The 25310-nt window shown below is 65.6% G+C and carries 26 protein-coding genes; 15 read left to right on the forward strand and 11 right to left on the reverse strand.

Annotation, left to right across the window (positions count from 1 at the left end; genetic code table 11):
* Window positions 1–70 precede the first annotated feature (70 nt).
* The gene (locus NGB94_RS02105) at window positions 71–973 is read left to right on the forward strand and encodes an NUDIX domain-containing protein (protein WP_325788735.1); all 903 of its coding nucleotides are present in this window, start codon (window positions 71–73) and stop codon (window positions 971–973) included.
* On the opposite strand, the gene NGB94_RS02110 is transcribed toward NGB94_RS02105, so the two are convergent.
* The gene (locus NGB94_RS02110) at window positions 970–1668 is read right to left on the reverse strand and encodes a lysoplasmalogenase (protein WP_325788736.1); all 699 of its coding nucleotides are present in this window, start codon (window positions 1666–1668) and stop codon (window positions 970–972) included. The two genes, NGB94_RS02105 and NGB94_RS02110, sit on opposite strands and share 4 nt — an antisense overlap.
* A 116-nt stretch (window positions 1669–1784) precedes the next feature.
* Between NGB94_RS02110 and NGB94_RS02115 the strand changes: the two genes are divergently transcribed.
* Entirely contained in the window at window positions 1785–3434 is a 1650-nt protein-coding gene (locus NGB94_RS02115) for an MDR family MFS transporter (protein ID WP_418910592.1), read from the forward strand.
* Between the two features lie 6 nt (window positions 3435–3440).
* Here NGB94_RS02115 and NGB94_RS02120 read toward each other — a convergent pair whose 3' ends face one another.
* From NGB94_RS02120 to NGB94_RS02135, 4 genes are read right to left on the reverse strand one after another with little or no spacing between them, the layout of a single operon-like run.
* On the reverse strand, window positions 3441–4787 hold the full coding sequence (locus NGB94_RS02120) for a D-arabinono-1,4-lactone oxidase (protein WP_325788737.1): 1347 nt from the start codon (window positions 4785–4787) through the stop codon (window positions 3441–3443).
* Window positions 4784–6067: an alanine racemase gene (locus NGB94_RS02125; RefSeq protein ID WP_325788739.1), complete on the reverse strand. Its 1284-nt coding sequence runs from the start codon at window positions 6065–6067 to the stop codon at window positions 4784–4786. Before NGB94_RS02125 ends, NGB94_RS02120 begins: the two co-directional genes overlap by 4 nt.
* Window positions 6068–6095: 28 nt before the next feature.
* Window positions 6096–6881, reverse strand: coding sequence for a MerR family transcriptional regulator (locus NGB94_RS02130; RefSeq protein WP_325788740.1), 786 nt, complete (start codon window positions 6879–6881; stop codon window positions 6096–6098).
* 33 nt (window positions 6882–6914) lie between these two features.
* A complete protein-coding gene (locus tag NGB94_RS02135; protein WP_325788741.1) occupies window positions 6915–7886 on the reverse strand; it encodes a patatin-like phospholipase family protein in 972 nt (323 codons plus the stop codon).
* A gap of 227 nt (window positions 7887–8113) precedes the next feature.
* On the opposite strand from NGB94_RS02135, the gene NGB94_RS02140 reads away from it, so the two are divergent.
* Both NGB94_RS02140 and NGB94_RS02145 read left to right on the forward strand, forming a co-directional pair.
* Window positions 8114–9184, forward strand: coding sequence for an acyl-CoA desaturase (locus NGB94_RS02140; RefSeq protein WP_325788742.1), 1071 nt, complete (start codon window positions 8114–8116; stop codon window positions 9182–9184).
* Window positions 9185–9335: 151 nt separating this feature from the next.
* Window positions 9336–10427, forward strand: coding sequence for an App1 family protein (locus tag NGB94_RS02145; protein WP_325788744.1), 1092 nt, complete (start codon window positions 9336–9338; stop codon window positions 10425–10427).
* Here NGB94_RS02145 and NGB94_RS02150 read toward each other — a convergent pair.
* On the reverse strand, window positions 10424–11518 hold the full coding sequence (locus tag NGB94_RS02150) for an FUSC family protein (protein ID WP_325788745.1): 1095 nt from the start codon (window positions 11516–11518) through the stop codon (window positions 10424–10426). The two genes, NGB94_RS02145 and NGB94_RS02150, sit on opposite strands and share 4 nt — an antisense overlap.
* Before the next feature lie 71 nt (window positions 11519–11589).
* Window positions 11590–12534, reverse strand: a complete 945-nt coding sequence (locus tag NGB94_RS02155) for a LysR family transcriptional regulator (protein ID WP_325788747.1) — start codon at window positions 12532–12534, stop codon at window positions 11590–11592.
* Between the two features lie 345 nt (window positions 12535–12879).
* Here NGB94_RS02155 and nrdH point away from each other — a divergent pair, with 345 nt between their 5' ends.
* The 4 genes from nrdH (at window position 12880) to nrdF (ending at window position 16940) form a co-directional block, all read left to right on the forward strand.
* Window positions 12880–13125: a glutaredoxin-like protein NrdH gene (gene nrdH, locus NGB94_RS02160; protein ID WP_091605847.1), complete on the forward strand. Its 246-nt coding sequence runs from the start codon at window positions 12880–12882 to the stop codon at window positions 13123–13125.
* 129 nt (window positions 13126–13254) lie between these two features.
* On the forward strand, window positions 13255–13791 hold the full coding sequence (gene nrdI / locus NGB94_RS02165) for a class Ib ribonucleoside-diphosphate reductase assembly flavoprotein NrdI (RefSeq protein WP_325788749.1): 537 nt from the start codon (window positions 13255–13257) through the stop codon (window positions 13789–13791).
* Window positions 13788–15926 carry a class 1b ribonucleoside-diphosphate reductase subunit alpha gene (nrdE, locus tag NGB94_RS02170; RefSeq protein ID WP_325789108.1) on the forward strand — a complete coding sequence of 713 codons (2139 nt, stop codon included), beginning with the start codon at window positions 13788–13790 and terminating at the stop codon, window positions 15924–15926. Before nrdI ends, nrdE begins: the two co-directional genes overlap by 4 nt.
* Window positions 15927–15965: 39 nt before the next feature.
* Window positions 15966–16940 carry a class 1b ribonucleoside-diphosphate reductase subunit beta gene (nrdF, locus tag NGB94_RS02175; protein ID WP_091604277.1) on the forward strand — a complete coding sequence of 325 codons (975 nt, stop codon included), beginning with the start codon at window positions 15966–15968 and terminating at the stop codon, window positions 16938–16940.
* A gap of 83 nt (window positions 16941–17023) precedes the next feature.
* Here the strand turns inward: nrdF and arfB are convergent, their stop codons facing one another.
* Entirely contained in the window at window positions 17024–17446 is a 423-nt protein-coding gene (gene arfB, locus NGB94_RS02180) for an alternative ribosome rescue aminoacyl-tRNA hydrolase ArfB (protein ID WP_325788751.1), read from the reverse strand.
* A gap of 64 nt (window positions 17447–17510) precedes the next feature.
* Window positions 17511–17792 carry a hypothetical protein gene (locus NGB94_RS02185; RefSeq protein ID WP_325788753.1) on the reverse strand — a complete coding sequence of 94 codons (282 nt, stop codon included), beginning with the start codon at window positions 17790–17792 and terminating at the stop codon, window positions 17511–17513.
* A gap of 164 nt (window positions 17793–17956) precedes the next feature.
* Between NGB94_RS02185 and NGB94_RS02190 the strand changes: the two genes are divergently transcribed.
* The 3 genes from NGB94_RS02190 to NGB94_RS02200 all read left to right on the forward strand — a co-directional run bounded on the left by NGB94_RS02190 (window position 17957) and on the right by NGB94_RS02200 (window position 20678).
* Window positions 17957–19324, forward strand: coding sequence for an NAD(P)/FAD-dependent oxidoreductase (locus NGB94_RS02190; RefSeq protein WP_325788754.1), 1368 nt, complete (start codon window positions 17957–17959; stop codon window positions 19322–19324).
* 73 nt (window positions 19325–19397) lie between these two features.
* Window positions 19398–19853, forward strand: coding sequence for a hypothetical protein (locus NGB94_RS02195; RefSeq protein ID WP_325788755.1), 456 nt, complete (start codon window positions 19398–19400; stop codon window positions 19851–19853).
* 135 nt (window positions 19854–19988) lie between these two features.
* The gene (locus tag NGB94_RS02200) at window positions 19989–20678 is read left to right on the forward strand and encodes a M15 family metallopeptidase (RefSeq protein ID WP_325788757.1); all 690 of its coding nucleotides are present in this window, start codon (window positions 19989–19991) and stop codon (window positions 20676–20678) included.
* 222 nt (window positions 20679–20900) lie between these two features.
* Here NGB94_RS02200 and NGB94_RS02205 read toward each other — a convergent pair whose 3' ends face one another.
* Together NGB94_RS02205 and NGB94_RS02210 are read right to left on the reverse strand one after the other, a co-directional pair.
* Window positions 20901–21734, reverse strand: a complete 834-nt coding sequence (locus tag NGB94_RS02205) for an SDR family oxidoreductase (RefSeq protein ID WP_325788759.1) — start codon at window positions 21732–21734, stop codon at window positions 20901–20903.
* Window positions 21735–21815: 81 nt separating this feature from the next.
* Window positions 21816–22085 (reverse strand): hypothetical protein, encoded by a 270-nt coding sequence (locus NGB94_RS02210; RefSeq protein WP_325788760.1) that lies wholly within the window; start codon window positions 22083–22085, stop codon window positions 21816–21818.
* Window positions 22086–22111: 26 nt separating this feature from the next.
* Here NGB94_RS02210 and NGB94_RS02215 point away from each other — a divergent pair, with 26 nt between their 5' ends.
* From NGB94_RS02215 to NGB94_RS02230, 4 genes are all read left to right on the forward strand, one after another.
* The gene (locus NGB94_RS02215; RefSeq protein ID WP_325788761.1) at window positions 22112–22645 is read left to right on the forward strand and encodes a CGNR zinc finger domain-containing protein; all 534 of its coding nucleotides are present in this window, start codon (window positions 22112–22114) and stop codon (window positions 22643–22645) included.
* Window positions 22646–22748: 103 nt separating this feature from the next.
* Window positions 22749–23624 (forward strand): aldo/keto reductase, encoded by an 876-nt coding sequence (locus tag NGB94_RS02220; protein ID WP_325788762.1) that lies wholly within the window; start codon window positions 22749–22751, stop codon window positions 23622–23624.
* Between the two features lie 62 nt (window positions 23625–23686).
* Window positions 23687–24166 carry a YbaK/EbsC family protein gene (locus tag NGB94_RS02225; RefSeq protein ID WP_325788763.1) on the forward strand — a complete coding sequence of 160 codons (480 nt, stop codon included), beginning with the start codon at window positions 23687–23689 and terminating at the stop codon, window positions 24164–24166.
* 139 nt (window positions 24167–24305) lie between these two features.
* On the forward strand, window positions 24306–25295 hold the full coding sequence (locus NGB94_RS02230; protein ID WP_325788765.1) for an aldo/keto reductase: 990 nt from the start codon (window positions 24306–24308) through the stop codon (window positions 25293–25295).
* Window positions 25296–25310: the final 15 nt, after the last annotated feature.

Below are 25310 nucleotides of genomic sequence, written 5' to 3' on the forward strand. Positions count from 1 at the left end.
GAGCACCGGCGGATCCCCGGTGCGCCGGCCGCGGCGGCCCCTGGGGGCCGGATATGGCAGGGTAGGTCAGATGAAGACTGAACCCCCTGCACCCGGAGAGCCGCGCCGGCCGCATGGACCGCGTGACCCGGGAGATGCCTGGGTCGTGGCCCCGGACGGGCAGCGGTACTGGGGCAGGTTTGGCGCGGCAGGGCTGTTGGCCTTTGACCCGGACCGCGGCGTCCTGCTGCAGCACCGTGTTTCATGGAGCCACCATGGAGGCACCTGGGCCCTCCCTGGCGGGGCACGGCACCAGGGGGAGTCCGCCCTGGATGCCGCGCTTCGCGAGTCCGCGGAGGAAGCGGGTGTTCCCGCGGGTGCCCTAAAGCCGCGGTTCATGAGCATCCTCGACCTCGGTATCTGGTCTTATGCCACGCTCGTGGCAGAGGTTGAGCAACCGTTCGAGCCCGTTATCAGCGACCAGGAGAGTGTTGAGCTCGCCTGGGTGCAACCGGAGGAAGTGGGCAATCTTCCCCTGCACCCCGCATTCGAACAGGCATGGCAGCGCCTGCGGCCGCTCCTGGATATCCGTCCGGTGCTCGTGGTCGACGCCGCCAATGTGATCGGCGCGGTTCCCGACGGCTGGTGGAAGGACCGGGCCGCCGCAGCCGGGAGGCTGCTTTCATCCCTGGCTGACACTGTCCATTCCGGCATCCCGGCCGCCTTCCTGGGGCTTCCGGAGGACCTTTGGTATCCCGACATCACGGTGGTGCTGGAGGGCCGGGCCCGCGCCGCACAGGACATCGGCGGCCTGGAGATCATCCGGGCGGCCGGGTCCGGTGACGACGCCGTGGCGGAGGCCGTTAGCAGGCTCGAATCCGCAGGTCACATGGTGAGTGTTGCGACCAGCGACCGGGCGCTGGCCGGAACCTGCCGCAGCCTGGGGGCGCATGTGACCGGTGCCGGAGAGCTGCGTGCCCTGCTGGACGGCTAGGTGCCGTCCCCGGTCCCGCGGAATGCGCGGAGGAAACCGGCGATGATCATTCCCTGCCCGGCGCAGTAGGTCAGCATCACCAGCGCGCTGGTGATGTCCGGCATTGATTCAGGCATGAAGATCCGGAAGGACAGGATGGTGTCCGAGGCCAGGAAAAGCAGGCCGCCGGCCGCGATGAGCGGGCTGCACCTGGCCGCTGTTGCGGCAGTCCCGCCCAGGACCAGTCCGTAGAGCGCTACGGCAGGGGCCAGGGAACCCAGCGCCGGCCAGAGGACCACCAGCATGGCGGCCCACCACAGCGGGAAAACCAGCGCCCAGCGGGGAAAGCCATGTACTGAGGCGTATTTCCAGAGCAGCCTGATGTAACACAGGTGCGCAATACCAAAGGCTCCGAGCATTACCGGCAGCTCGGGAAGGGCCGGAAGGAACGCGGCCGCGCCGTCGCCAATCCAGGAAAAGAACAGCGCCGCCAGGACCAGGACCGCAGGACCGTTCCGCCACCGTCCCCGCAGGCCCCAGAGGGCGGCAGCGGCCAGCAATGGCATGAGGGTTAGCTTGGCTGGGCCGGCCAGCCAGTCCGCCTCTACAGCGCGGGCAGCCACATGGACAGCGGACATGGCGGCGAAGGGAACGAATCCCCACCACCAGCGACGCGGCAGTACCCGCGTCTGGTCGCGGACGGGGGCAGTAGACACGGGCACTCCTTTGGATCGGCTTTTGAGCATCCTATGGGCGCCCCGGCGCCGGAGCGTGCTCCGCCACGGCGGGTGCCAGGTTCGCACGGCTCACAACTTGCCCGGTGAACCCAGGAATGAAAGAACTGATACGGGCGTTACTCCTGAGGAGCCCGGGCCGGAACGGCCGGACACCGCCCGCATTTTCTGCTGTCAGCACGGGACGTTCCCAGCTGTGTCAGCCGGCACCAAGTACCCCGACACCAAGTACCCCGAAGAGGATATTTCCACCCTTGAGCACCGAAACACGCCCTGTCCCGGCCCCGCGTCCGGCAGAAGACCGCAGTCCCGGGACAGACCGCCTGGATGCACGCACCAAGACAGTGATCGGGCTGCTCTTGGTTTCATCCTTCGTGGTGATCCTGAATGAGACCATCATGAGTGTGGCTTTGCCCCGGCTGATGGCTGACCTGCAGATTACTGCCGCCACCGCCCAATGGCTGACCACCGGTTTTATGCTGACCATGGCCGTGGTCATTCCGGCTACGGGCTACCTCCTGCAGCGTTTCACCATGCGTGCCCTGTTCCTGTCCGCCATGTCGCTTTTCAGCACCGGTACACTCCTGGCTGCCCTGGCCCCGGGATTCGGCATGCTGCTGAGCGGACGGATCATCCAGGCCAGCGGAACGGCCATCATGATCCCGCTGCTGATGACAACCGTGCTGAACACTGTTCCAGTCCACCGCCGCGGCACCATCATGGGCACCATCTCTATTGTTATCGCCGTGGCACCTGCAATCGGACCCACAGTGTCCGGCCTGATCCTCAGCGTGCTGGACTGGCGGTGGATGTTCTGGCTGGTCCTGCCGATCGCCCTCCTGGCGCTGGGCGTCGGGGCGATGAAGGTGCAGAACCTGACAGAAACCAGGCGCACCCCGTTTGACGTGTTCTCCATCCTGCTTTCCACGGTTGCCTTTGGAGGCCTGATCTTCGGCCTGAGCAGCATCGGAGAAGCCGCCGCCGGTGAAGCACCCATGCCGGTGTGGATTCCCCTGGCGCTGGGCGCTGTGTCCCTGGGCGCCTTCGTTGCACGGCAGCTGGTCCTGCAGCGCACCGACCGGGCCCTCATGGACCTGCGCACGTTCGCCAGCCGGCCCTTCGTCGTCGCAATCGTGATGGTCCTGATCAGCATGATGGCCCTCTTCGGCGCGCTGATCGTGCTGCCGCTCTACCTGCAGAACGTGCTGGGCCTCAGCGCCCTGAACACTGGACTGCTGCTGCTGCCCGGCGGTGTCGTCATGGCCGTCCTGTCTCCGGTCGTCGGCCGGCTGTACGACCGGATCGGACCACGGCCGCTGGTGATTCCGGGCGCCGTGGTGCTGACGTCGGCCCTGTGGGGACTGACCATGCTTGACCAGCACACACCGGTCGCGATGGTGATCGCCCTGCACTGCCTGCTCAACGCGGGCCTGGGGTTCATCTTCACCCCGCTGTTCACGTCATCGCTTGGATCACTGGACCGTTCGCTCTATTCCCACGGCAGCGCCATCCTCAATACGCTGCAGCAGCTCGCCGGCGGTGCCGGAACGGCCGTGTTCATCACGCTGATGACCACTGGAACCGCGGCAGCACTGAGGGACGGAGCGGATGCCATTGAGGCAGCGGCCGCGGGCGTGCACACAGCCTTCTTCTGGGGAGCAGTGGTGTCACTGGGCGCGCTGGCCGTGTCCTTCCTGGTCCGCCGCCCGAAGAATGCCGCTCCAGGTGCCGCGCCTGCGATCCACTAGCCACGCTTAGGGTCCCAGCACCCTGTCGAGGTATGCGTTGGCGAAGACCCGGTCCGGGTCCAGCTGCCCGCGCAGTTCCAGGAACCGGTCAAAGAATGGATATCGTTCTGCCAGCTCGGCAGACCCAAGGCTGTGTTCCTTGCCCCAGTGCGGCCGTCCGCCGTGGGCAAGCATGAGCTGTTCGAACGCGGCGAAGTACTCGGTTGGGTCCTCGCGGAAGTACCGGTGCACGGCAACGTAGGCGGTGTCCCGGCCGTGCGCCGTGGACAGCCAGCGGTCATCGGCCGCTGCCCAGCGGACTTCCACCGGAAAGGACACCCGCCAGCGCGGATTCTCTTCGAGCAGCCGCTGCAGCCCGGCGAAGGCCGCGGGCAGCAGCTGCGCGGGGACCGCATACTCCATTTCCCGAAAGCGAACGGCGCGGTCCTGGCTGAACACCCTGGGGGAGCGGTCCGTGTACTCCCGTCCGCCGAGCGCAGCGGCTGCCACCCTGTTGACTGCCGGTATGACTGCCGGGAAGGCGGTGCCGGCGGCGCAGGTGGCGCGGAACACCGTGTTGGACAGCAGGGAGTCATCAACCCAGCGGCGCAGCGGCGGCAGCGGGGATTGGGGGGACGCCGCAGGCAGCCGGGTATTGGTCTTGGTGGCTGCCCGGCCGGTATGGGGGAACCAGTAGAACTCGAAGTGGTCCGCTTCCTTGACGCGGTCCGCCAGGCCGGCCAGGACCGATTCCAGGGACTCGGACCGTTCCTCAGCCCGCAGCAGGAATGCCGGGACGCACTGGAGGGTGACCTCGGCGATCACGCCCAGCGCCCCGAGTCCCAGGGCGGCAGCGGGCAGCAGCGGGTCCCCGTCCGCCAGGGTCAGCAGGCCGCCGTCGGGCTGGATAAGCACAAGACCGCTCACCTGTGTCGACAGCCCGCCAAACGTGGCCCCGGTCCCGTGGGTTCCGGTGGAAATGGCGCCGGCGATTGACTGCCGGTCGATATCCCCGAGATTGGGCATCGCCAGGCCGTGGGGAGCCAGCAGCCGGGGCACGGTATGCAGGCGGGTGCCGGCCAGCAGCGTCACACGTCCGGTATTTGGGTCCGCCGCGACCAGTCCCTGCAGCCGGGAGAGATCCAGCAGAAGGTCAGGAGCTTCCGCAATGCCGGTGAAGGAGTGCCCCGCGCCTACGGCCTTCACCCGCAGCCCGGCTGCAGCCGCCGAAGCGACGGCCCTCTGCAGGTCAGCGACGGACGCCGGGGATTCGGTCCGCCGGGGATGAACCCGGACAGTCCGGGCCCAGTTCTGCCAGGTCCTGCCCGCCTGCGCACGCGGAGAAAGGACGGTACCGAATGGACTGCGGATCACAGGAACGCCTTCCCCTCGCCGCGGTATGTCGGCAGGACAGCCACTACCTCGCCATCCTGGACGGCATGGAACTCGTTCACACGTTCGGAAAGCTCCCCGGATTTCGCATGCCTCAGCCAGATCCGGTCTCCGGGATGCAGCCGGCCTGCCGCCCGGCCGGCCAGCGGCGTCTGGACTTCACCCGCTCCCTCGCGGGGCAGCAGCCGCAGGCCCTGCGGCCAGGCGATCTGCGGCACCCTGCCGGGACCGGGCGGGCCCGACGCAATCCAGCCGCCCCCCAGCACCGTGGCGAAACCCGGTCCCGGGCGCCGGACTACATCCAAGGCGACGGCGGCGGCCGGGGCGGGGGAGAAGGAACGGTAGCTGCCAAAGAGGTGCCCGGCGAAGAGCCCTGAGCCGACCGTGATTTCCGTGACCGCGGGGTCGGCAGCGGTAGTCTCAACCGACCCGGTGCCGCCGCCGTTGACGAACTCCAGTGCGGCGACTTCGCCCAGCGCCTGCACAATATGCCCCCGCCGTGCGGTGAGCTCGGCGATGGACCGGTGCTGGATCACGCGCATCAGCTGGTTATGAAGCGCGTCCCCGGGGACGGCGTTTCCTACGCCGGCCACCTGCGCTTCGTACATCATCAGGCCCACGAGGCGGAAGCCGGGGCGCACGGCAATCGCCCGTCCAAGCTCCGCGGCCTGCTCCGCGGTGTGCAGGGGGGAACGGCGTGTCCCGATGAAACCCAGTACCCGGGACCGCCACGACGCATCGGCGTCGAGGCAGACCCGCAGTTCCGGGCGCCTGCCGGGCGGCACCACAGCATCGATGAGGTCAAGCTGCTCCTCGCCGTCGACCATCAACGTCACCCGGGATGCCAGCACGTCATCCTCGGCGAGACGGCGCAGCGCCTGCCGGTCAGCAGTTGGGTAACCCACCACGACGTCGTCAAAAGCGGCAGCCAGCCACAGGGCTTCCGCAAGGGTAAAGGCGAGGATGCCGGCGTAGCCCGGAACCCCGCGCAGTGCTTCCAGGACGCCGCGCACCCGCAGGGACTTGCTTGCCACCCGCAGCGGCACCCCTCCCGCGCGCCGCACCAGGTCCCGGGCATTCCAGCGCAGGGCGTCGAGCTCGAGCACCGCCGCCGGTGCCGGGACTTCCTCGACAGCCCTGGACAGCGAGGCCCAGTACGCACCCGGATTCTGCCAGGGTTCGGCGGCGGAGCCGCCGGACAGATCCAGCAGGGCGCTGTGCGGCCGGGCGGGAAGCCTTTCGGCGGGGCCGGTGTTTTCCATGCCTGGATACTAGCGGCGGCTGGGGTGTTTAAGGCTGAGGTGCGGCCCCAAGATAGGCCAGGAGCGAGGCCCGGACGAATGCTGCCCCGTCGGGGCCTCCGTAATTGGCGGCGAATCGCGGATCAGCCACGTACATTTCCGCCAGGGACCGGATATAGCCTTCGAGCTGGTCCTCGCCGGTGGGAGCTCCCGGAACCTCCTTCAGCCAGGCGACGTGCCTTTCGGCCAGTCCGCGGGCCACGGGGCCGGTGGGATCCGTTTCCTGGGCGGCGGCGTCGGACCATGCCCGCCCGAGCTCTTCGGTCTTTTCCTGCCAGGCGGTGCGCTCGCCGTCGTCCATGTTCCGCCACCATTCATCCGAACGGGCGTATGCTTCCTTGCCCCATCGGCTTTCAACCTCTTCCTTGTACTGGCTGTGATCGAATCCGTCGAAGGTTTCACCGGGCATGATCTGCTCTCCTTTCTCCAAAGCTGTGATGGTCTTTCGTACCGAGGCGGCCTGCCTCAGCAGACGGTCCCGTTCCTTTTCCAGCCACGCCAGGTGGCTGCGCAGCGCCTCCGCGGGATCCTCCCGGCGCTCGAGGACCCCGGCAATCTCCGGCAGGCCCAGCCCCAGTTCACGCAGCAGCAGGATGCGCTGCAGACGAACCAGCGAGTCCCGGCCGTAGTACCGGTAGCCGTTGGCGCCGGTGCGGACCGGCGGCAGCAGGCCAATCGCGTCATAGTGCCGAAGCGTGCGGCTGGTGATTCCGGCCTGCCGTGCCACGTCCTGGACAGAGAACTCCCTGGCCGGTTCCCGATTTACGGACCTCATACCGCAACGCTAAAGGTTGACGCTGCGTCAATGTCAATCCGGGCTGGTGAGCCGGGCCGCAAGGTCCTGCAGCTGGCCGGTCCCTACCACCGCCTCGGCTGTTCTGAGCAGCCCCTCGGTGTTTTCCGGGCTGGCATCATCCAGCGCATAGTCGACGCCGGGCAGCAGGGGAGTCTGCACGCGTACGTACCGTTCTCCCAGGGCAAGGCGAAGCAGTCTGCGGGTGAGGCGGCCCGGTGCGCCGTACAGGGACTCGATGATTGGTTCCAGGGCAGCCAGCTGCTGCGGATGGGCCAGCTGGGAAACGGAATTGGATTCCAGCGAATCGCCGCTGTGCTGAAGGCCCGTGCCCATGGAGACCAGGAGGATCTCCTCACCCTTTCGTGTCAGGCGCTGCTGCACCAGGGCAATGGAGAAACCGACAAACGCGGGATCGTTGGCAGCCAGTCCGCCGTCGACCAGGACCCGTTCCACGCCGTCCGGCCCGGTGTAGGGAACGGGCTCGAAGTAGGTGGGGGCCGACGACGTCGCCAGAGCGGCAAGCTGCATCGGTGCGTCTCCCAGCGGCTCCTGTCCCAGCCCTCCGCCGCTGAAGAGCAGGCCAGCGAAGTTCCGGACGTCCACGGTGACCACGGCGACGGGTTTCAGGGCGGCGGAGAGCGGACGTGCCCCGAAGAACCCGCCCAGGTAGCGGCGCAAGGGTTCGTTTGAGTAGCGGGCGCGTGTTTCCGGCGCCGGGCCGGCCGCAGGTTCCGGACCCGCACCGGAAAAGATCTCCGCCCCGTGGTCCACGTACAGGCTGCGCAGGTCTGCGGCGCTGTGTGGTTTTCCGTCTTGTGCCGGACTGGTGAGACCCAGGGCGAGGATGCCCCCTGTTGATGTCCCCACGATCAGGTCGAAGAGTTCCGAGACAGGTTTTCCGGTCTGCTCCTCGAGGGTCATCAACCAAGTGGCGGGGAGGATTCCCCGGATGCCGCCGCCGTCGATGGACAGGACTCGGATCATTGCAGCTCCCGTGTGGTGGGCGGGCGTAGCGGTCTGTGGGAGCCATGCTTCCTGCCCCCTCCGGCGGCGGTCAACGGTGCGGGACCGAACCCGGCAGCCACGGGCAGAACCTGATTGTTACGGGCCGGTCACAGCGTATTGCCAGTAATCCGGGTTACGCTTGCCACATCTACGGAGCAACTGCTCTACTTCGCGGCTGGGAAGTCGAAGAGACCCCAGAGGCGCTTATGAGCATTGCTGCACAACCACGTCCCACCAGGAACCGCGAGAACGCTGTTACCAGCAGCTATTCAGCCCTGCTGAAGATCATCCGCGACGAAGGGCTGCTCAAGCGGCGCCGTGCTTTCTACATCACCACCTTCGTGTTCCTCTGTGCCGGCCTCATCGCCGCCGGCACCGGCTTCTTCCTCATTGGAGAAAGCTGGTTCCAGCTGCTGATCGCTGCAGCACTGGGCATCCTGTTCACGCAGCTTGCCTTTATTTCCCATGAAGCTTCCCACCGCCAGGTATTCGAGTCCGGCCCCGCGAACGACCGCGCCGGACGCTTCCTCGCCAACGCCGTCGTAGGTATCAGCTACCAGTGGTGGATGAACAAGCACAGCCGGCACCATGCCAACCCGAACACCGTGGGCAAGGACCCGGACATCGAGATGGACACCATCTCCTTCCAGACGGAGCAGGCCGAGACCCGCAAGGGCATCATGGCCTGGCTGACCCGCCGCCAGGGCTGGCTGTTCTTCCCGCTGCTGCTGCTTGAAGGCATCAACCTGCACGCAACCTCCATCAAGCACCTGTTCTCCAAGAACAAGGTCAAGGGACGCTACACCGAGATCACCATGGTCTTCCTGCGGCTGGGACTGTATGTCGCAGCGGTGTTCTTCTTCCTGCCGGTCGGCATGGCGTTTGCCTTCCTCGGCGTCCAGCTCGGTGTCTTTGGCGTGTACATGGGTGCCTCGTTTGCGCCGAACCACAAGGGCATGCCGCTGATCCCGAAGGATTCCCGCGTGGACTTCCTCAGCCGCCAGGTCCTCACCTCGCGCAACATCACCGGCCGCGGCATGAACACGTTCATGGGCGGACTGAACTACCAGGTGGAGCACCACCTCTTTCCGAGCATGCCCCGCCCGCACCTGGCCCGCGCTTCGGAAATCGTCAAGGAACACTGTGCCAACCACAAGATCCCGTACACCGAGGCGACGCTCACCGAGTCCTACGGAATCGTGGTCAGGTACCTGAACCGCGTAGGCCTCTCCGCCCGTGATCCGTTCGACTGCCCAGTGCGGTCTCAGTACCGGTAAGGCAACGAGTACCGGTAAAGCAACCAGTACCAAACACAGCCAGAGGACGGCTCCCGAATCCGGGAGCCGTCCTTTGCTTTGCCCGACCCGGGCAGGTTGTGCGGCCGAGTGCCGAATATCAAGTGTCCGGCGTGTCTGCGAGACTGGGGGCATGCCTTCAACATCAGTACCCGGACTGCCCGCTGTGAAACGGACCAAGGACCAGGCAATGCATATTGGTGCCAGGCTGGAGGACCGGATCCACTCCTACCGGATGAATGCTGCCCGCAAGCACGGGGGAGTGCAGACGGTGCTCTCCTTCACGGGCTACGGATCAACGTCCTGGGTACGGGTGCTTGGAAGGGTGGTCGTTGCCAAGCCCGGCAAGCTGTCGGCACCCAGCGGAGGTTCGGCGCAGGCACTTCGGGACGGCGTGCGCGGCTGGCGCAACTTCATCAGCCCGCCCGTCAACGACGCGGTCGTCTGCATCGAGGTTGGCGAGGAGAAGCATTTGGTGACCGCTGACCGCGGGGGAGTCATCGACGTCGTCATTCCTGTTTCCCTGGCGCCGGGATGGCAGAGCGTCACGCTGCGGCCGGAGGCCGAACCCGATGCCGCGTCCGTGGCGTCGCCGGTCTACATAGTGGACCCGGCGGCCAAAACCGGTGTCATCTCCGATATTGACGACACGATCATGGTCACCGCACTTCCGCGGCCCCTGCTGGCCGCCTGGAACACCTTTGTGCTCGATGAGCATGCCCGCACTCCCACTCCGGGAATGGCAGTGCTCATGGACCGTCTGGTGCGGGAGAACGACGGCGGTCCGGTTTTCTACCTGTCCACCGGAGCCTGGAACGTCGCTTCGACGCTGACCCGCTTCATCACCCGGAACCTGTATCCGGCCGGTCCGCTGCTGCTTACCGACTGGGGTCCTACCCGCGACCGCTGGTTCCGGAGCGGACCGGAGCACAAACGCACCCAGCTTGAACGCCTGGCCAGGGAATTCCCCGATATCAGCTGGCTGCTGATCGGAGACAACGGGCAGCACGACGAAGCGATCTACGCGGACTTCAGCCGCACGCATCCAGGCAACGTCCGGGCCGTGGCCATCCGCGAGCTCTCCCCGAGCGAGGCCGTGCTGGCCGGCGGGCGATCCTCGGGACCGGGTGCTCCGCCTCGGGACATTCCCTGGATCTATGCTCCGGACGGCGCCGGCATGTCCCGGCAGCTGATGGAAAAGGGACTGCTGCCCGACGCGGGTTAGGGCTGGTCTTCCTCGGTGCGGATCGTGCGCATGATCCGTCGCAGGCTCATGGCCAGCGAAGCCGTCGCATCCATGGGAGTGTCCGGAGACGCCTTGCCGTTCATGGCCGTGACAAGCTCCTGAACGGCGTTGACGGCCTCGGTGTATTCCTCGGTGTCCGCGTCCCAGGTTTCAACGGCGTCCGCGGAAGCGAGCATGGCCCGTTCAAGGGCATCGGCCACGGATCCGGGCACGGGCGTTTCCTCGGGGGAGGTCCAGATGGCAGTTGCAAGAACCTCCGTCATATCCTCCACATATAGGGTGACGCGCTCCATGGCACGCAGCGCCCGGAAGTCGGCATTGAGGTCCCGCTGGTGGCGCCGCCGCCGCAGGTTGCCGTGGCGGCTTGAATCGGCAAGCTGTACGGCCTCGCGGACTTCGCGGCTGAAGGTGATGAGCTCCGTGCGGCGGTTGGACCAGTCCTCATGCTCCGGGGGCCAGGACTCGCCAACGGCCATCCCCATCTCCCGCAGCTGGCGGGCGAGGGTCAGCCGAAGCGAGGCCAGGCCGTCCACTGCGCCGTTGAGGTGCAGCGGGGGATAGAGCACAGCGTTGACGGTAAGTCCCACCAGCACGCCGACGCACATCTGCACGGCATACCCGTAGGAGTAGCCGTCCGCGTCATCGCCGCCGAGGACCAGCACAAACAGCGCCGCAACCGGAAGATAGTCCCGTCCCGCGCCGAGCCGCGGGATGCCTGCGAGCAGCACTCCCAGGCCAACAATGAGGGCGATCGTCCATACCGTTGGTCCGCCGAAGAGCAGGGCGATGAGCGCCAGCCCGATTCCGGCTACCAGCCCGATCAGGGTCTGGATCCCGGCCCGCGCAGTGCCCGCCACGGTGGGGTACATGCTGACCAGCGCCCCCAGCGGGGCGTAGTAGGGGTACTCGGAGGCAACTCCGGGCACAAGCGGTGCAACGGTCCAGGCGATCCCGACTGCAACTGCGGCCTTCACCGCCAGCTGGAATCGCGTATACCTCAGCATCCCGGTGAGCCGGTTGGAGACGGCAGCCAGGGATGGTTTGGGGAGGGTCTTTCCTCGCAGTGCCATCCGGCCAGTATGCCTGCTGCCTGCGGGTGCGTCGATTTATGCGACCCGGCCCACTGCCGGGTTCCTTCCCCTTATCCCCGCGGTGCCGGCGGAGGGCCTGGGGAGGGGGAGATGCTGATGCCCTGGAGCACCTCCGCCAGCCGGTCCAGGAAGACCCGGGTGCGCGGGCCCTGCCTGTCGTTGATGAGCAGGGCAAAGATACTGCGGGCCAGGCGGATCTCCGGAACGTCGAGGACCACGACGCCGCGGCTGTGGTTCAGCATCGCAAGTTCGGGCACCAGGGCGGCCCCGATGCCGGCTGCGGCCATCTCCAGGCTCGCGTTGAAGTCGTCGCAGTAGGCGGCAACCCTTGGATGCAGGCTGCAGCTGGCGAAGAGCCTTTCGATGACGAGGGCGTCCGGGGTGCCGGGGTGGTGCATGATCCACGGCATGTCCGAAAGCTGTTCGGCGGTGACCTTGGCTCCCGGGCGGATGCCCCACTGTTCGGGCAGCACCACGCGGAAATTGTCATCCCCGAGCCACTGCCGGCTCACCGTGGCAGGCCAGGCCAGGCCGCCCTGCCCCACCTGGAACACCAGGGCTACATCCAGTTCGCCCCCGGCGCGCAGGCCCTGGATGGTCTGGCCGGGTTCGGCCACGAAGATCTTCAGGTCGATTCCCAGATCCTTCCAGTCCGGGGAACCGACCAGCCGGGGCAGTGCAAAGGTGGCGAGGCTGGGGAAGATGCCCAGGCGCAGTTCGTGTCCGGTGCCGGCCTCGGCACGGGCCGCTGCAGCGAGCAGGGCGTCCATATCCGTGAGTACTTTCGAAGCGTGGCGGGCCATCACGGCAGCGGCCTCAGTGGGCACTGCCGCCCGCGCCGACCGCTCGAAGAGGGTGGTTCCCGTTTCCCGTTCCAGTGCTGACATTTGCTGGGACACGGCGGATGCGGTGTAGCCGAGGTGCACAGCCGCGGCAGCGAAAGAACCGCACCGCATCACTTCGAGCAGTGTCTTGAGGTGGATCGGGTTGACCACGGCGGCCGTTTTCCCCTCTGTGGTGCGCTGAATCGACGTCGACCACAATATCTAGTGGTGGCAGGTACTACGCGCGACACGCCCAGCAACGGCGACACGCGATTATTCATGCCGCACCACAGCCTGTGCACCCGGTCTCCACAGGCTGTGGAGAAGTGCTGGAATCCCTGCGGAAATCCACGTAAATCAACGCCCTTGCCTGTGCAGAAACTGTGGACGACGGGCGTGTCGAATGACATACTTGTAATACATCATCTTGGGGTAGGGCATCCGCTGTCGCACTAGATGTAGTGGCTGGATGTAGTATCAATGGACAGACTTCAGCTTCACCTAGGGGAGACCATCATGACCGTTACGGTTTACACCAAGCCTTCGTGCGTACAGTGCAACGCCACCTACCGCGCCCTCGACAAGAAGGGTATTGCCTACCAGAGTGTGGACATGTCCCAGGATCCGGAGGCCCTCGAGCGCGTGCGTGCACTGGGCTACATGCAGGCTCCCGTGGTCATCACTGATCAGGACTCCTGGTCCGGCTTCCGCCCGGACAAGATCGAGGAACTGGCACAGGCCAGCGTCACCTCCGTCGCCTAACCTGGCTTTTAGCCACCAGCCGCCGGACCCGGCCGGGTCCGGCTTCGTGCAGGGCACAGCCAGCCGGCCCGCAGTACCGGGACAGCACAGCAAGAAGCAGCCAGACCGTTGTCAAAGAAGCAGGATGCAATGACATTGGGAACAGTGATTCCGGGAACCGGAGCCGCAGCCGGCTCCGGTGCACTGCACAGCCCGGGCCACCCGGCGGCCCCCGAGCACAACCCTGTCACTGAGGCAGACCTCGTGTACTTCACCTCGGCGTCGGGCTACACCGGACGGTTCGCAGCCAAACTGGACCGCCCGTCCGCACGAATCCCCCTGCTGACTTCGGCGCCGACCCTGCTTGCACGGCGGCCGTACGTGCTGCTGCTTCCCACCTACGGCGGAACGGCCGCGCAGCCGGGAGCCGCGGCCAAGGGTGCGGTACCGAAGCAGGTCATCAAATTTCTGAACGTCGAAGCGAACCGGGCACTTATCCGGGGCGTCATCGGCGCAGGCAACACAAACTTCGGGGAGAACTACTGCCTGGCGGCGGACATCATTTCCGCCAAATGCCGGGTTCCCGTTCTGTACCGGTTTGAACTCATGGGCACGTCGGAGGACGCTGCCAAGGTAAACCAAGGATTGGAAGAGTTTTGGACACATCAGTCGCAGAAGCCGGCATGACGGACTCCAAGGAGCTGCCGGAAGCCTACAAGGACCTGGGCTATCACGAGCTCAACGCCATGCTGAACCTCTACGGCAAGAACGGTGAAATCCAGTTCGACGCCGACCGTGCGGCTGCGCGCCAGTACTTCCTTCAGCACGTCAACAACAACACCGTGTTCTTCCACGACCTGGAAGAGAAGCTGGACTACCTGGTCAAGAACGACTACTACGAGCGTGAGACGCTCGACCAGTACACGATGAACTTCATCCGTGAGCTCTACAACCGCGCCTACAAGAAGAAGTTCCGCTTCGAGACCTTCCTTGGTGCGTTCAAGTTCTACACCTCCTACACGCTCAAGACATTCGACGGCAAGCGTTACCTTGAGCGCTACGAGGACCGCGTGTGCATGGTTGCCCTGCACCTGGCCCGCGGCAACGAGCAGCTGGCCACCCAGATGGTGGACGAGATCATCGAGGGCCGTTTCCAGCCCGCTACCCCCACCTTCCTGAACGCCGGCAAGAAGCAGCGCGGCGAGCTGGTCTCCTGCTTCCTGCTGCGCATCGAAGACAACATGGAGTCGATCGGCCGTTCCATCAACTCCGCACTGCAGCTTTCCAAGCGCGGCGGCGGCGTGGCCTTTGCACTGACCAACATCCGCGAGGTCGGCGCGCCGATCAAGCAGATCGAGAACCAGTCCTCCGGCGTCATCCCCGTGATGAAGCTTCTTGAAGATTCCTTCTCCTACGCCAACCAGCTCGGTGCCCGCCAGGGTGCCGGTGCCGTGTACCTGCACGCCCACCACCCGGACATCAACCGGTTCCTGGACACGAAGCGGGAGAACGCGGACGAGAAGATCCGCATCAAGACCCTCTCCCTCGGCGTCGTCATTCCGGACATCACCTTCGAGCTCGCCAAGCGGGACGAAGACATGTACCTCTTCTCCCCGTACGACGTCGAAAAGGTCTACGGCATGCCGTTCTCCGACGTCTCGGTCACCGAGAAGTACTACGAGATGGTTGACGATTCCCGGATCAAGAAGACCAAGATCAAGGCCCGCGAGTTCTTCCAGACCATTGCGGAGATCCAGTTCGAATCCGGCTACCCGTACATCATGTTCGAGGACACGGTGAACCGGGAAAACCCGATCGACGGCAAGATCATCATGTCCAACCTGTGCTCGGAGATCCTCCAGGTTTCCCAGCCCACCACGTACAACGATGACCTGTCCTACGACCAGACTGGCAAGGACATTTCCTGCAACCTGGGCTCGCTGAACATTGCGAAGACCATGGATTCCCCGGACTTCGGCCTGACCATCGAGACCGCGATCCGTGCCCTGACCGCTGTTTCGGACATGAGCCACATCGGTTCGGTTCCGTCCATCGCCAAGGGCAACGACCAGTCGCACGCCATTGGCCTGGGCCAGATGAACCTGCACGGCTACCTGGCCCGTGAGCGGGTCCATTACGGATCCGAAGAAGGCATCGACTTCACGAACATCTACTTCTACACGGTGGTCTACCACGCCGTGCGTGCCTCGAACCTGCTGGCCATTGAAACCGGCCGCACGTTCGCCGGCTTCGAGAAGTCCAAGTACGCCTCCGGCGAGTTCTTCGAGAAGTACGTGAACGGTGAATGGGTTCCGCAGACCGAGCGTGTGCGGGAACTGTTCGAGAACGTGCACATCCCCACCCAGGCTGACTGGGCAGCACTGCGTGCCTCGGTCATGGAGCACGGCATCTACAACCAGAACCTGCAGGCTGTTCCGCCGACCGGTTCGATTTCCTACATCAACAACTCCACCTCCTCCATTCACCCGGTGGCGTCGAAGATCGAAATCCGCAAGGAAGGCAAGCTGGGACGCGTCTACTACCCGGCTCCGTACCTGACGAACGACAACCTGGAGTACTACCAGGATGCGTACGAAATCGGCTACGAGAAGATCATCGACACCTACGCCGCTGCTACGCAGCACGTGGACCAGGGCCTGTCCCTGACGCTGTTCTTCAAGGACACCGCCACCACGCGCGACATCAACAAGGCGCAGATCTACGCCTGGCGCAAGGGCATCAAGACCATCTACTACATCCGCCTGCGCCAGCTCGCCCTGGAAGGCACCGAAGTTGAGGGCTGCGTCAGCTGCATGCTGTAGCCGCCGTCCCGCTTCGACTTCTTCAAGACAAGGAAAACAATGACCGAGAAGCTTAAGCTGATCGACCACGTGCAGGCGATCAACTGGAACCGCATCCAAGACGATAAGGACGTAGAAGTCTGGAACCGCCTGGTGAACAACTTCTGGCTGCCTGAGAAGGTGCCGCTGTCCAACGACGTCCAGTCGTGGAACACGCTGACTCCGGAAGAGCAGCAGCTGACCATGCGCGTGTTCACGGGCCTGACCCTGCTGGACACCGTGCAGGCAACTGTCGGTGCCGTCTCTCTGATCCCGGATGCGCTCACCCCGCACGAGGAAGCGGTTTACACGAACATCGCGTTCATGGAGTCCGTCCACGCCAAGAGCTACTCCTCGATCTTCTCCACCCTGTGCTCCACCAAGGAGATCGAAGAAGCCTTCCGCTGGTCCACTGAGAACGAGAACCTGCAGAAGAAGGCCCACATCGTCACGGATTACTACCGCGGCGATGATCCCCTGAAGCGCAAGGTTGCCTCCACCCTGCTGGAGTCCTTCCTCTTCTACTCCGGCTTCTACCTGCCGATGTACTGGTCCTCACGCGCCAAGCTGACAAACACTGCCGACCTGATCCGCCTGATCATCCGTGATGAGGCTGTGCACGGCTACTACATCGGCTACAAGTTCCAGCGCGGCCTGGAGACTGTTTCCGAAGAGCGCCGCCAGGAGCTGAAGGACTACACGTACGAACTGCTGTACGAACTGTACGAGAACGAAGTCCAGTACACGCACGACCTGTACGACGGCGTCGGGCTGGCAGAGGACGTCAAGAAGTTCCTGCACTACAACGCCAACAAGGCCCTGATGAACCTGGGCTACGAGGCAATGTTCCCGTCCACCCTGACGGATGTGAACCCGGCCATTCTGTCGGCACTGTCTCCGAATGCGGATGAGAACCACGACTTCTTCTCCGGCTCGGGCTCTTCCTACGTGATCGGCAAGGCCGTGAACACCGAAGACGAGGACTGGGACTTCTAGTTCCTGGTCTCTACCACCACCGCCGCGGCGGGCCTTCGGGCCTGCTGCGGCGGTGCTGTTTAACCGCGGTGCAGGAAGAAGCCCTAGTACCTGGGCGGTTTCTGCCGCAGCTGCTTGGTGGCAGAGCGCTGCTTCTTCGCATCGAGGCGGCGGACCTTGGATCCTCGCGTGGGTTTGGTCCGGCGGCGCGCGGCGGGGGCCGGCGTCAGACCGTCCGCCACCATTTCGGCGAGTTTCGCCAGGGCAATCTCCCGGTTACGGAGCTGGGAACGCTGCTCGGAAGCCGTGACAACTACCGCGCCGGCGATCAGGCGGTTATTGAGGCGCTGGAGCAGTTTCGTGCGCTGCTCATCCGACAGCACCGCTGAGCCGGCAACGTTCCAGGACAGGGCAACGCGGGTGTCCGTGGTGTTGACGTGCTGGCCTCCCGGACCGGACGACCGGGAGAAGCGCCATTCAAGCTCCGGCGCCGGAATCGTCAGCTCCGGTGTTACCACGAGGTCCATGGAACCAGCCTCCCACGAAAATGCCTCGCCCGGATGCCCGGTGAGCCGCGCAGACGCAGCTCCTCTAGGGAGGGGCCAGGCGCCACCCGCTGGAATCAACTTCCACTGCGACAGGCGGGTCCGCGGGAATGCCGCGCTTCCGAAGGACCTCACGGATTCCAGAGCGCGCTGCCCGGACAACAAAGGTCTCGCCCCGAAACAGATCTGTCGACTCTTCGACCAAACGTCCAAGGTCGGCAGCGTCCCCGTCCACCACAAATTCGGCGGCGACACGGCTGAGCCAGGACGGAGCTGCAGCATCACCCTCGATGAGGACGACGATGGCCGGACACTGAAGGTCTGTCATGGTTTCGGCTCCTCCGAATGGCATCCAGTAGACATCGTGAACGGGCACCGGGCCCTCTGTGAAGTCGAACACCTCCGAGATGACGCAGAAATCATGGGTATAACGACGTCGCACTAATGTAAAAACCGACAAGGTTTCCCGCTATTTGAAAAGCGAGTTGAACGGTGAATATTGCTGCGGAGGAATTCGACACCATTGTGGTGGGCGCCGGAGTCTCGGGCCTCAGTGCTGCCCGTGCCCTTGCATCCCAGGGGCAGAAAGTAGTGGTGCTGGAAGCGAGGGACCGCATCGGCGGCCGCCTGCACACCGAGCGCCTTGACGGCCGGGTCACTGACCTCGGGGCCTCCTGGATTCACGGGATCGACGGCGGTCCGCTGCATAAACTTACCCGCTCCTTTGGGCTGGCCGACGTCGAGTTCACAGTGGGCAGTTACCAGCCCGGCGGCCGGCCGATCGCCTACTACGGACCCGACGGCGCCCGGCTCTCGGAGAGTGCCGCCGAACAGTTCATTGCCGACGCCGCCCGCGTGGAAGTCCGGCTCACTGCTGTCATTGAGGCCATGCCGCCGGGCAACAGCTACGCGGAAGCGGCACGCACCGCCGTCGCGCAGGTGGCGGAAGCTGAGGGCTGGGACGCGGAACGCTCGGCGCGGGTGGTTGAGTACCTCGACCACCGTTCCGAGGAACAGTACGGCGCTGATTCCCGCCTCCTCGACGCCCACGGACTCGAGGACGAGGTGATCGTTGGGGATGAGGTGGTCTTCCCGGACGGGTACGACCAGCTGGCGTCAAACCTCGCGGCGGGGCTCGATGTGCGCCTTGAACACGTGGTGACCCGTGTGGCCCGGGTGGGAGCCGCCGGGGTGGACACCGGCGTCGTCGTGCAGACGGACCGCGGGTCCTTCACGGCCGCGCAGGCTGTCGTGACGGTTCCAGTGGGTGTCCTGCAGTCGGAACGCATCGCGTTTGACCCGCCCCTGCCGGAAGCAGTGACCAGTGCGGTCTCGCGTTTCCGAATGAACTCCTTCGAGAAAATCTTCCTGCGCTTTCCGGAGCGTTTCTGGGACGAGGGGGTATACGCGATCCGCCGCCAGGGCGACGCCGCGGCGTGGTGGCATTCCTGGTACGACCTCACCGACCTCAGCGGCGAGCCCACGCTGCTGACGTTCGCGGCAGGGGAGTGCGCGCAGCAGATCCGGAACTGGCCCCGTGAACGCGTCGTGGAGTCTGTCATGGCGTCGCTGCGGGAGATCTACGACGAGCGGACCCTCGAGCCGGTACACGCCAGGATTACCGACTGGCAGGGCGACGAGTGGGCCGGCGGAGCCTATGCGTACATGGCGCGTGGGTGCACAGCCGAGGACCACACCCGTATCGCCGAGCCGATCGACGCCGTCCTGCATCTGGCCGGGGAAGCAACCTGGGAAGCGGACCCCGCGACGGTCAACGCGGCCCTGTGTTCCGGGCACCGTGCGGCGGAAAGGGTCCTCGGGGTGGAGCTCTCCTACTCGGTACTGGCTGAACAGGTCTAATCTGCCGAACGTGTCCCCGGCATGTAAGGATGAGGTGCTGCCCATCCCGGGCACTGGGGAACGTGGGGGACAAATGCAAAAGAGCAACCGGAAACTTGTGCTGGCGGCAGGGACGGCCGCCGTCGTCCTGGCCGCTGGCTGCGGAAGCAGCCGCGAGCAGGCGCCCGAGCCGGCTGAACTGTCCAGCTTCACGTCGGCCCAGGAACTCCTGGCCGCAGTCAACGGCCTGCACGGGTGCGATGCAGGAACGTCCGCCGAGCCGGTGATCATGGCGTTCGAGGAGATTTCCACGCCGGAGTACGCCATTTGCACCGACACACTGCAGGTCATCCGCTTCGCGAGCGTTGAGGACCGTCTCACCGTGACCGGCAAGCTGGCCCAGGGTACGGAGAACGGGCCGGCCGGTATCGCTGAAGGCAGCAACTGGTATGTGCTTCCGCTGCTCCGCGGGCCGGTCCCGTCGGAAGAGGACATGCGGGACCTCGCCTATGAACTCGGCGGGCGTTACCTGGAGCTGCCGGCGGGCTGAGCCGCCGCAACCCAACGGGTTCTGTCGCCGTGCGGGTGCCCGGGAATGTCCCGGCTCGATTGCCGGCCCTTGAATTTCCGCGTCGATACTGCTGCGTGCACCTGAATTATGGGAAAGTTGGCGTGGAGGATCCAAATGCCGCGCCAGCTAGTCAAGACACACATCGCCCTCATCGGCTGTGTCTGCCTCTGCCTGCTGGGGTATCTTTCCTGGTTCGAGTCGCAGGCCCAGCAGGCGTCCGCGCAAACCGCGCAGCTGGACTTCGACTCCCCGGACAGCCTCGCCGTCGTGGTCAACAAGAACCGGCCGCTGACAGATCCTGCCTATGTTCCGGCGGAACTGCACGACGCCGGAGGCGTGCTTTTGCGCCCCGAGGCAGCGGCTGCGTACGGGCGGCTGAGCGCTGATGCGGCCGGCGCCGGCGTCGGTATCACCGCGGTCAGCGGCTACCGGACGGCAGCGGACCAGGCGCACATCCACGAGTCGTACTCTGCCAGCTACGGTACTGCAACAGCGGACGGGATTTCGGCGCGGGCGGGCCACAGCGAACACCAGACCGGTCTGGCCGTGGACATTGGCAACGCGGATGGTTCCTGTGCCCTGGAGGCCTGCTTCGAGGCCACGCCTGCCGGTGCCTGGGCAGCGGAGAACGCCCACCGGTACGGCTTCGTGATCCGGTACCCGGCAGGCAGGGAGACGGTGACCGGGTTCGCCTACGAGCCATGGCACCTGCGCTTCGTGGGCACTGAACTGGCCGCGGAGCTGTACGAGAGCGGCCGGACCCTCGAAGAATTCGCCGGCCTTCCCCCGGCCCCCAGCTACTGAGCTTCCCTGCGCGCGGCTTCCCGCCCCTCGTTAAGCCTGTTCACTGCTGGGGTCTCACGAGGCATCATCCGTAACTAGAGCTGGGAATCCGTGCAGCCGACGCCCGAAATTGGGGGAGGGGCGCCGGGTTAGGCGGCATTAATAATCCAAGCGAGCCCTGCGAGCGCCGGATTTTCGTTGCCGCCGTTCCGGCGCCCGCCCCGGCCCGCCAGCAAACCGGAACTACCCGGCCGACGCCGCAGCCCGCCCGGCCTCCAGAGCCGCCACCACGCCGCCGTCGACCAGCAGGTCCACACCCGTCACAAACGAGGCATCCGGGCTGAGCAGGAACGCGGCAGCGTTGGCGATGTCGCCGGGGGTTCCCACCCGGCCGGTTCCCGAGCCGTCGATCATGGCCCGCATCTGCGCCCCCGATTCGCCGGCAAGTTCCTGCTGGCCCATCGGCGTCGAAATGACACCCGGACTGATGCTGTTGACCCGCGCGCCGCGGGCGCCCCAACGGACGCTGGCGGACTGCACCCGCACCTGGTTGGCGCGCTTGGCGGCGGAGTACGCATATCCCGGATTATCGATGCCGGCCACGAACGGCAGGCCCAGCAGGTCATCGGCCGGTTTGGCAGCCAGCTCGGCGAGCGCATCCGGGGGAATGCTGCCGCCGGCCATATAGGCGGACATTGAGGAGATGACCACTCCCGCTCCGCCGGCGGAAATGACCTTTTCGAATTCCTCCAGCACCAGCGCCACCCCGTACAGGTCCACCCTCCAGATCGCCTCTGCCGGTGCCTGGGCAGGGGAGAGGCCAGCGGTATGCACTACGCCGGTCACCCGGCCCAGTTCCCGGGCCGTGGCCGCGAGTGCAGCCACCGAGTTCCGCGAGGACACGTCCACTGCGGAGGATTCAACGTCGTATCCCTCCCCGAGGGCCGTATCCACGGCGTCCTGCAGCAGGGCTTCGTTGAAGTCGGCCAGCAGGACCTTGCGCCCGGCTCCGCAGCGGCGCACCACCGCCAGCCCCATGCCTCCAGCTCCGATGACGACCAAAACGTCAGCAGCCATGATCCGCTCCGTTCCCTAGGTTGGTCCCAGTCTTCCCCGCCGGCGGCCGCCGAACAACGCCGGACGGGTCGATGGTCCCGGCTACGGCCGGGTTGGCAGGCGTGCGGGAAGGAAGTACGACGGCGCTGCGGCCTTGGTGCCGGCGAATACCCCTACGGGAACGCTCACCGCTCTGGCAGGCACAGTGGAAGCGGGTGCGCCCAGCTCCACCCGGAGCGCGGGGCAGCGGACACACCGCACGTAGGCAACGATTCCCTGCGAGGTCCGGTGGCGGGAGTCCGTAACCCAGGCATGCTCGCAGGGGTACGCCGGCGTGGCCGGCCCGTATCCGGGGTCCAAATCACTGTTCATGTCCCCGAGCATGCTGTAATGCTCTTATGCATCTCAACCCTTACGGCGAATACGCCGTGCTGCTGGCCGCCTCGCTGGCCAACGACTGGCCGGACTCCCGGGCAGGAATCATCGAACGCACCCGCGAGTTCGGGATGACCATGGCCTTTCCCGAGGCCCCGGAAGATCACCGGGAGGTACACAGGGTTATCCAGCGCTGGCTGGAGGTTGTAGACGCAGCCGCCCCCGATGGCCGTGCCGCGCTGCTCAATGACCTGATGAAGGACGCAGCGGCCTACCCGCGGCTCACGGACCACGACCAGGAAGGCTGGCACCTGCATTACCGGGACGGCGGGCAGTCGCTGGCGGAGGTCCTGCTGGCAGTGTTCAGCGTCGGCACGGCACTGCACCTGACCACCCGGGGCATGTCCCGGCTGCGGCGCTGCGAGGCCGGCGAGGCGCCCGGGGATCCCTGCCGGAACGTCGTGGCCGATGTTACCCGCAACGGCAGGCAGCGTTTTTGCTCCGTCCGCTGCGGCAACCGCGCTGCCGTACGCCGGCACCGGTCGGCGCGGGCCTGACCGGCGTCGCCCATGCAGCAGCCGCGGGAGCATCGAAGGCTGTGCAGCATGGGCAGACTGCGGGATTCTTGGAAGACCGAGCAATTGCGCGCTAGGAGCTGCGATGAACGCCATCATGCCCAAGCTGACACTGAACAACGGCATCACCCTGGATGCCGTGGGATTCGGGGTGTACCGCAGCGCTCCGGCAGAGACGACGGTTGCGGTGGAGACCGCTCTCGCCAACGGCTACCGGCTGATCGACACCGCAGCGGCTTACCACAACGAGACGGAGGTGGGCGCAGCCCTGGCGCAGTCCGGCGTCGACCGCGCCGAACTCTTCATCACCACGAAGCTGTGGGTGGATGACTACGGGTATGACTCCGCTCTCCGCGCCTTCGACGCCAGCATGGCCCGGCTGGGCCTGGACGTGCTGGATCTCTACCTGCTGCACCAGCCGCTGCCCTCCGACTTCCAGGCGACCATAGCCTCCTGGCAGGCGCTCCAGACGCTCTACGAGCAGGGCCGGGTACGGGCGATCGGAGTCAGCAATTTCAGCACTGCGGAGCTGGGCGATCTGCTGGCGCGCAGCGACGTCGTGCCGGCGGTGAACCAGATCCAGGTCCATCCGTACTTCAGCGAACCGGAACTGCGCTCCTTCAACCTGGAGAACGGCATCCTCACTGAGGCGTGGTCACCCATCGGCGGCGTTACCCGCTACTGGAAACACGGTTCCGGCGCGGCGCCGAAAGATCCGCTGCACGATCCGGTGATCGTCGGCATCGCCGCGGCCCACCACAAGACCCCGGCGCAGGTGATTCTCCGCTGGGAGATCCAGCTGGGCATCTGCGTCATCCCCAAGTCCGTCACGCCCAAGCGGATCGCCGAAAACATCGACCTGTTCGACTTCTCACTCAGCGCCGAGGAACTCTCCAGCATCAGTGCCCTGGACACCGGCATCCGCTCCGGACCGGAGCCGGACACCATTACCCGCGGCTAGGCGGGGCGTACCGTCCTCAATATGACGACGCCGCTGGGCACGGTTTTGCTAGTGTCACCGTCATGGACAATCCGGCATGGGAAACGGCGGCAGCGCGCGTCAAGGAGGCATTGGCGCACCTGGGATCCGCGGCCCGGGTGATTGTCACGGACGGTTCGGCACGGACGGCGGCCGAGGCGGCCCGGACCCTGGGCTGCGACGTCGGAGCCATTGGCAACTCGCTGGTGTTTATGGCCGACGGCGTTCCCCTCCTGGTCCTCACGAGCGGCGCCCACCGGGTGGACACCGCGGCACTGGCACAGCGGCTGGACAAGCAGAAGATCAAGCGCGCCTCAGCGGAGCAGGTATACGAAGCGACCGGCCAGCAGGTCGGCGGTGTGGCTCCGGTGGGCCATCCCGCGCCCGTGGAGACCGTCATTGACCGTGACCTGGGCGGCTACCCGGACGTGTGGGTGGCAGCCGGAACGCCGTACTCCGTGTTCCGGACAGACTTGGACGAACTTGTCCGGATCACCGGAGGCGCGGTAGTCCGGGTGGACTGAGGATTTCCCTGGGCACGTCGCCGAAGCTGTTGACGGCGCGGCCGGCCGGGCGCAGGGTGGAAGGCAAAACCAGTGGAACGGACCCCAGCCAGCCCATCCGGCGTCGAGCGCTGAGCGTCCGGGTGACGGGAGACAACGGATGAAAACACGTGAACTGGGGATGGCGGGCCTGAAAGTGTCGGAGCTGGGCCTGGGCTGCATGGGGTTCAGCCAGGGCTACGGGCCGTCGGGGAGCCGCGAAGATGCGATCAGCCTGATCCGCACCGCCTTTGACCGCGGGGTGCGGCTTTTCGACACGGCGGAAGTCTACGGTCCCTACATCAACGAAGAACTCGTGGGTGAGGCAGTGGCACCGTTCCGGGACCGGGTGGTGGTGGCCACCAAGTTCGGGTTCACGATCAACGGGGAAGGCCGCCAGGTGGGCCGGGACAGCCGCCCCGAGCACATCCGGGAAGCCGTGGAGGGGTCCCTGCGGCGGCTGCAGACGGAGTCGATCGACCTGCTCTACCAGCACCGGGTCGATCCCAGCGTGCCAATTGAAGACGTAGCCGGAACGGTGAAGGACCTCATCGCCGAGGGCAAAGTTAAGCACTTCGGCCTGTCCGAGGCCTCGGCGGATACCATCCGCGCGGCCAATGCGGTCCAGCCTGTTACGGCGGTGCAGAGCGAGTACTCGCTCTGGTGGCGCGAACCGGAGGAACACGTGCTGCCGGCCTGCGCGGAGCTGGGGATCGGGTTCGTTCCGTTCAGTCCGCTGGGACGGGGTTTCCTCACCGGAAAGATCTCTTCCTCCACCGAATTCGCTCCCGGAGACATGCGGGGCAGGATGCCGCGCTTCACGCCGCAGGCCCGGCAGGCGAACCAGGCCATGGTGGACCTGCTGGAGAAAACCGGCCAGGCCAAGGACGCAACGCCCGCCCAGATCGCCCTGGCCTGGCTGCTGGCACAGAAACCGTGGATTGTGCCGATTCCGGGAACACGGAAACTTGAGCGGCTGGAGGAGAACCTGGAAGCCACGAGCGTCACCCTCAGCGAGGAGGACCTTCAAGCGCTCGACGACGCCGCTGCCCGGATTCCGATTGAGGGTGCCCGCTACCCTGAAGAACTGGAGAAGACGATCGACCGCTAGCCCTTGGGGCTGGGA

This window comes from Arthrobacter koreensis, assembly GCF_035792275.1.
Lineage (GTDB): Bacteria > Actinomycetota > Actinomycetes > Actinomycetales > Micrococcaceae > Arthrobacter_B > Arthrobacter_B koreensis_A.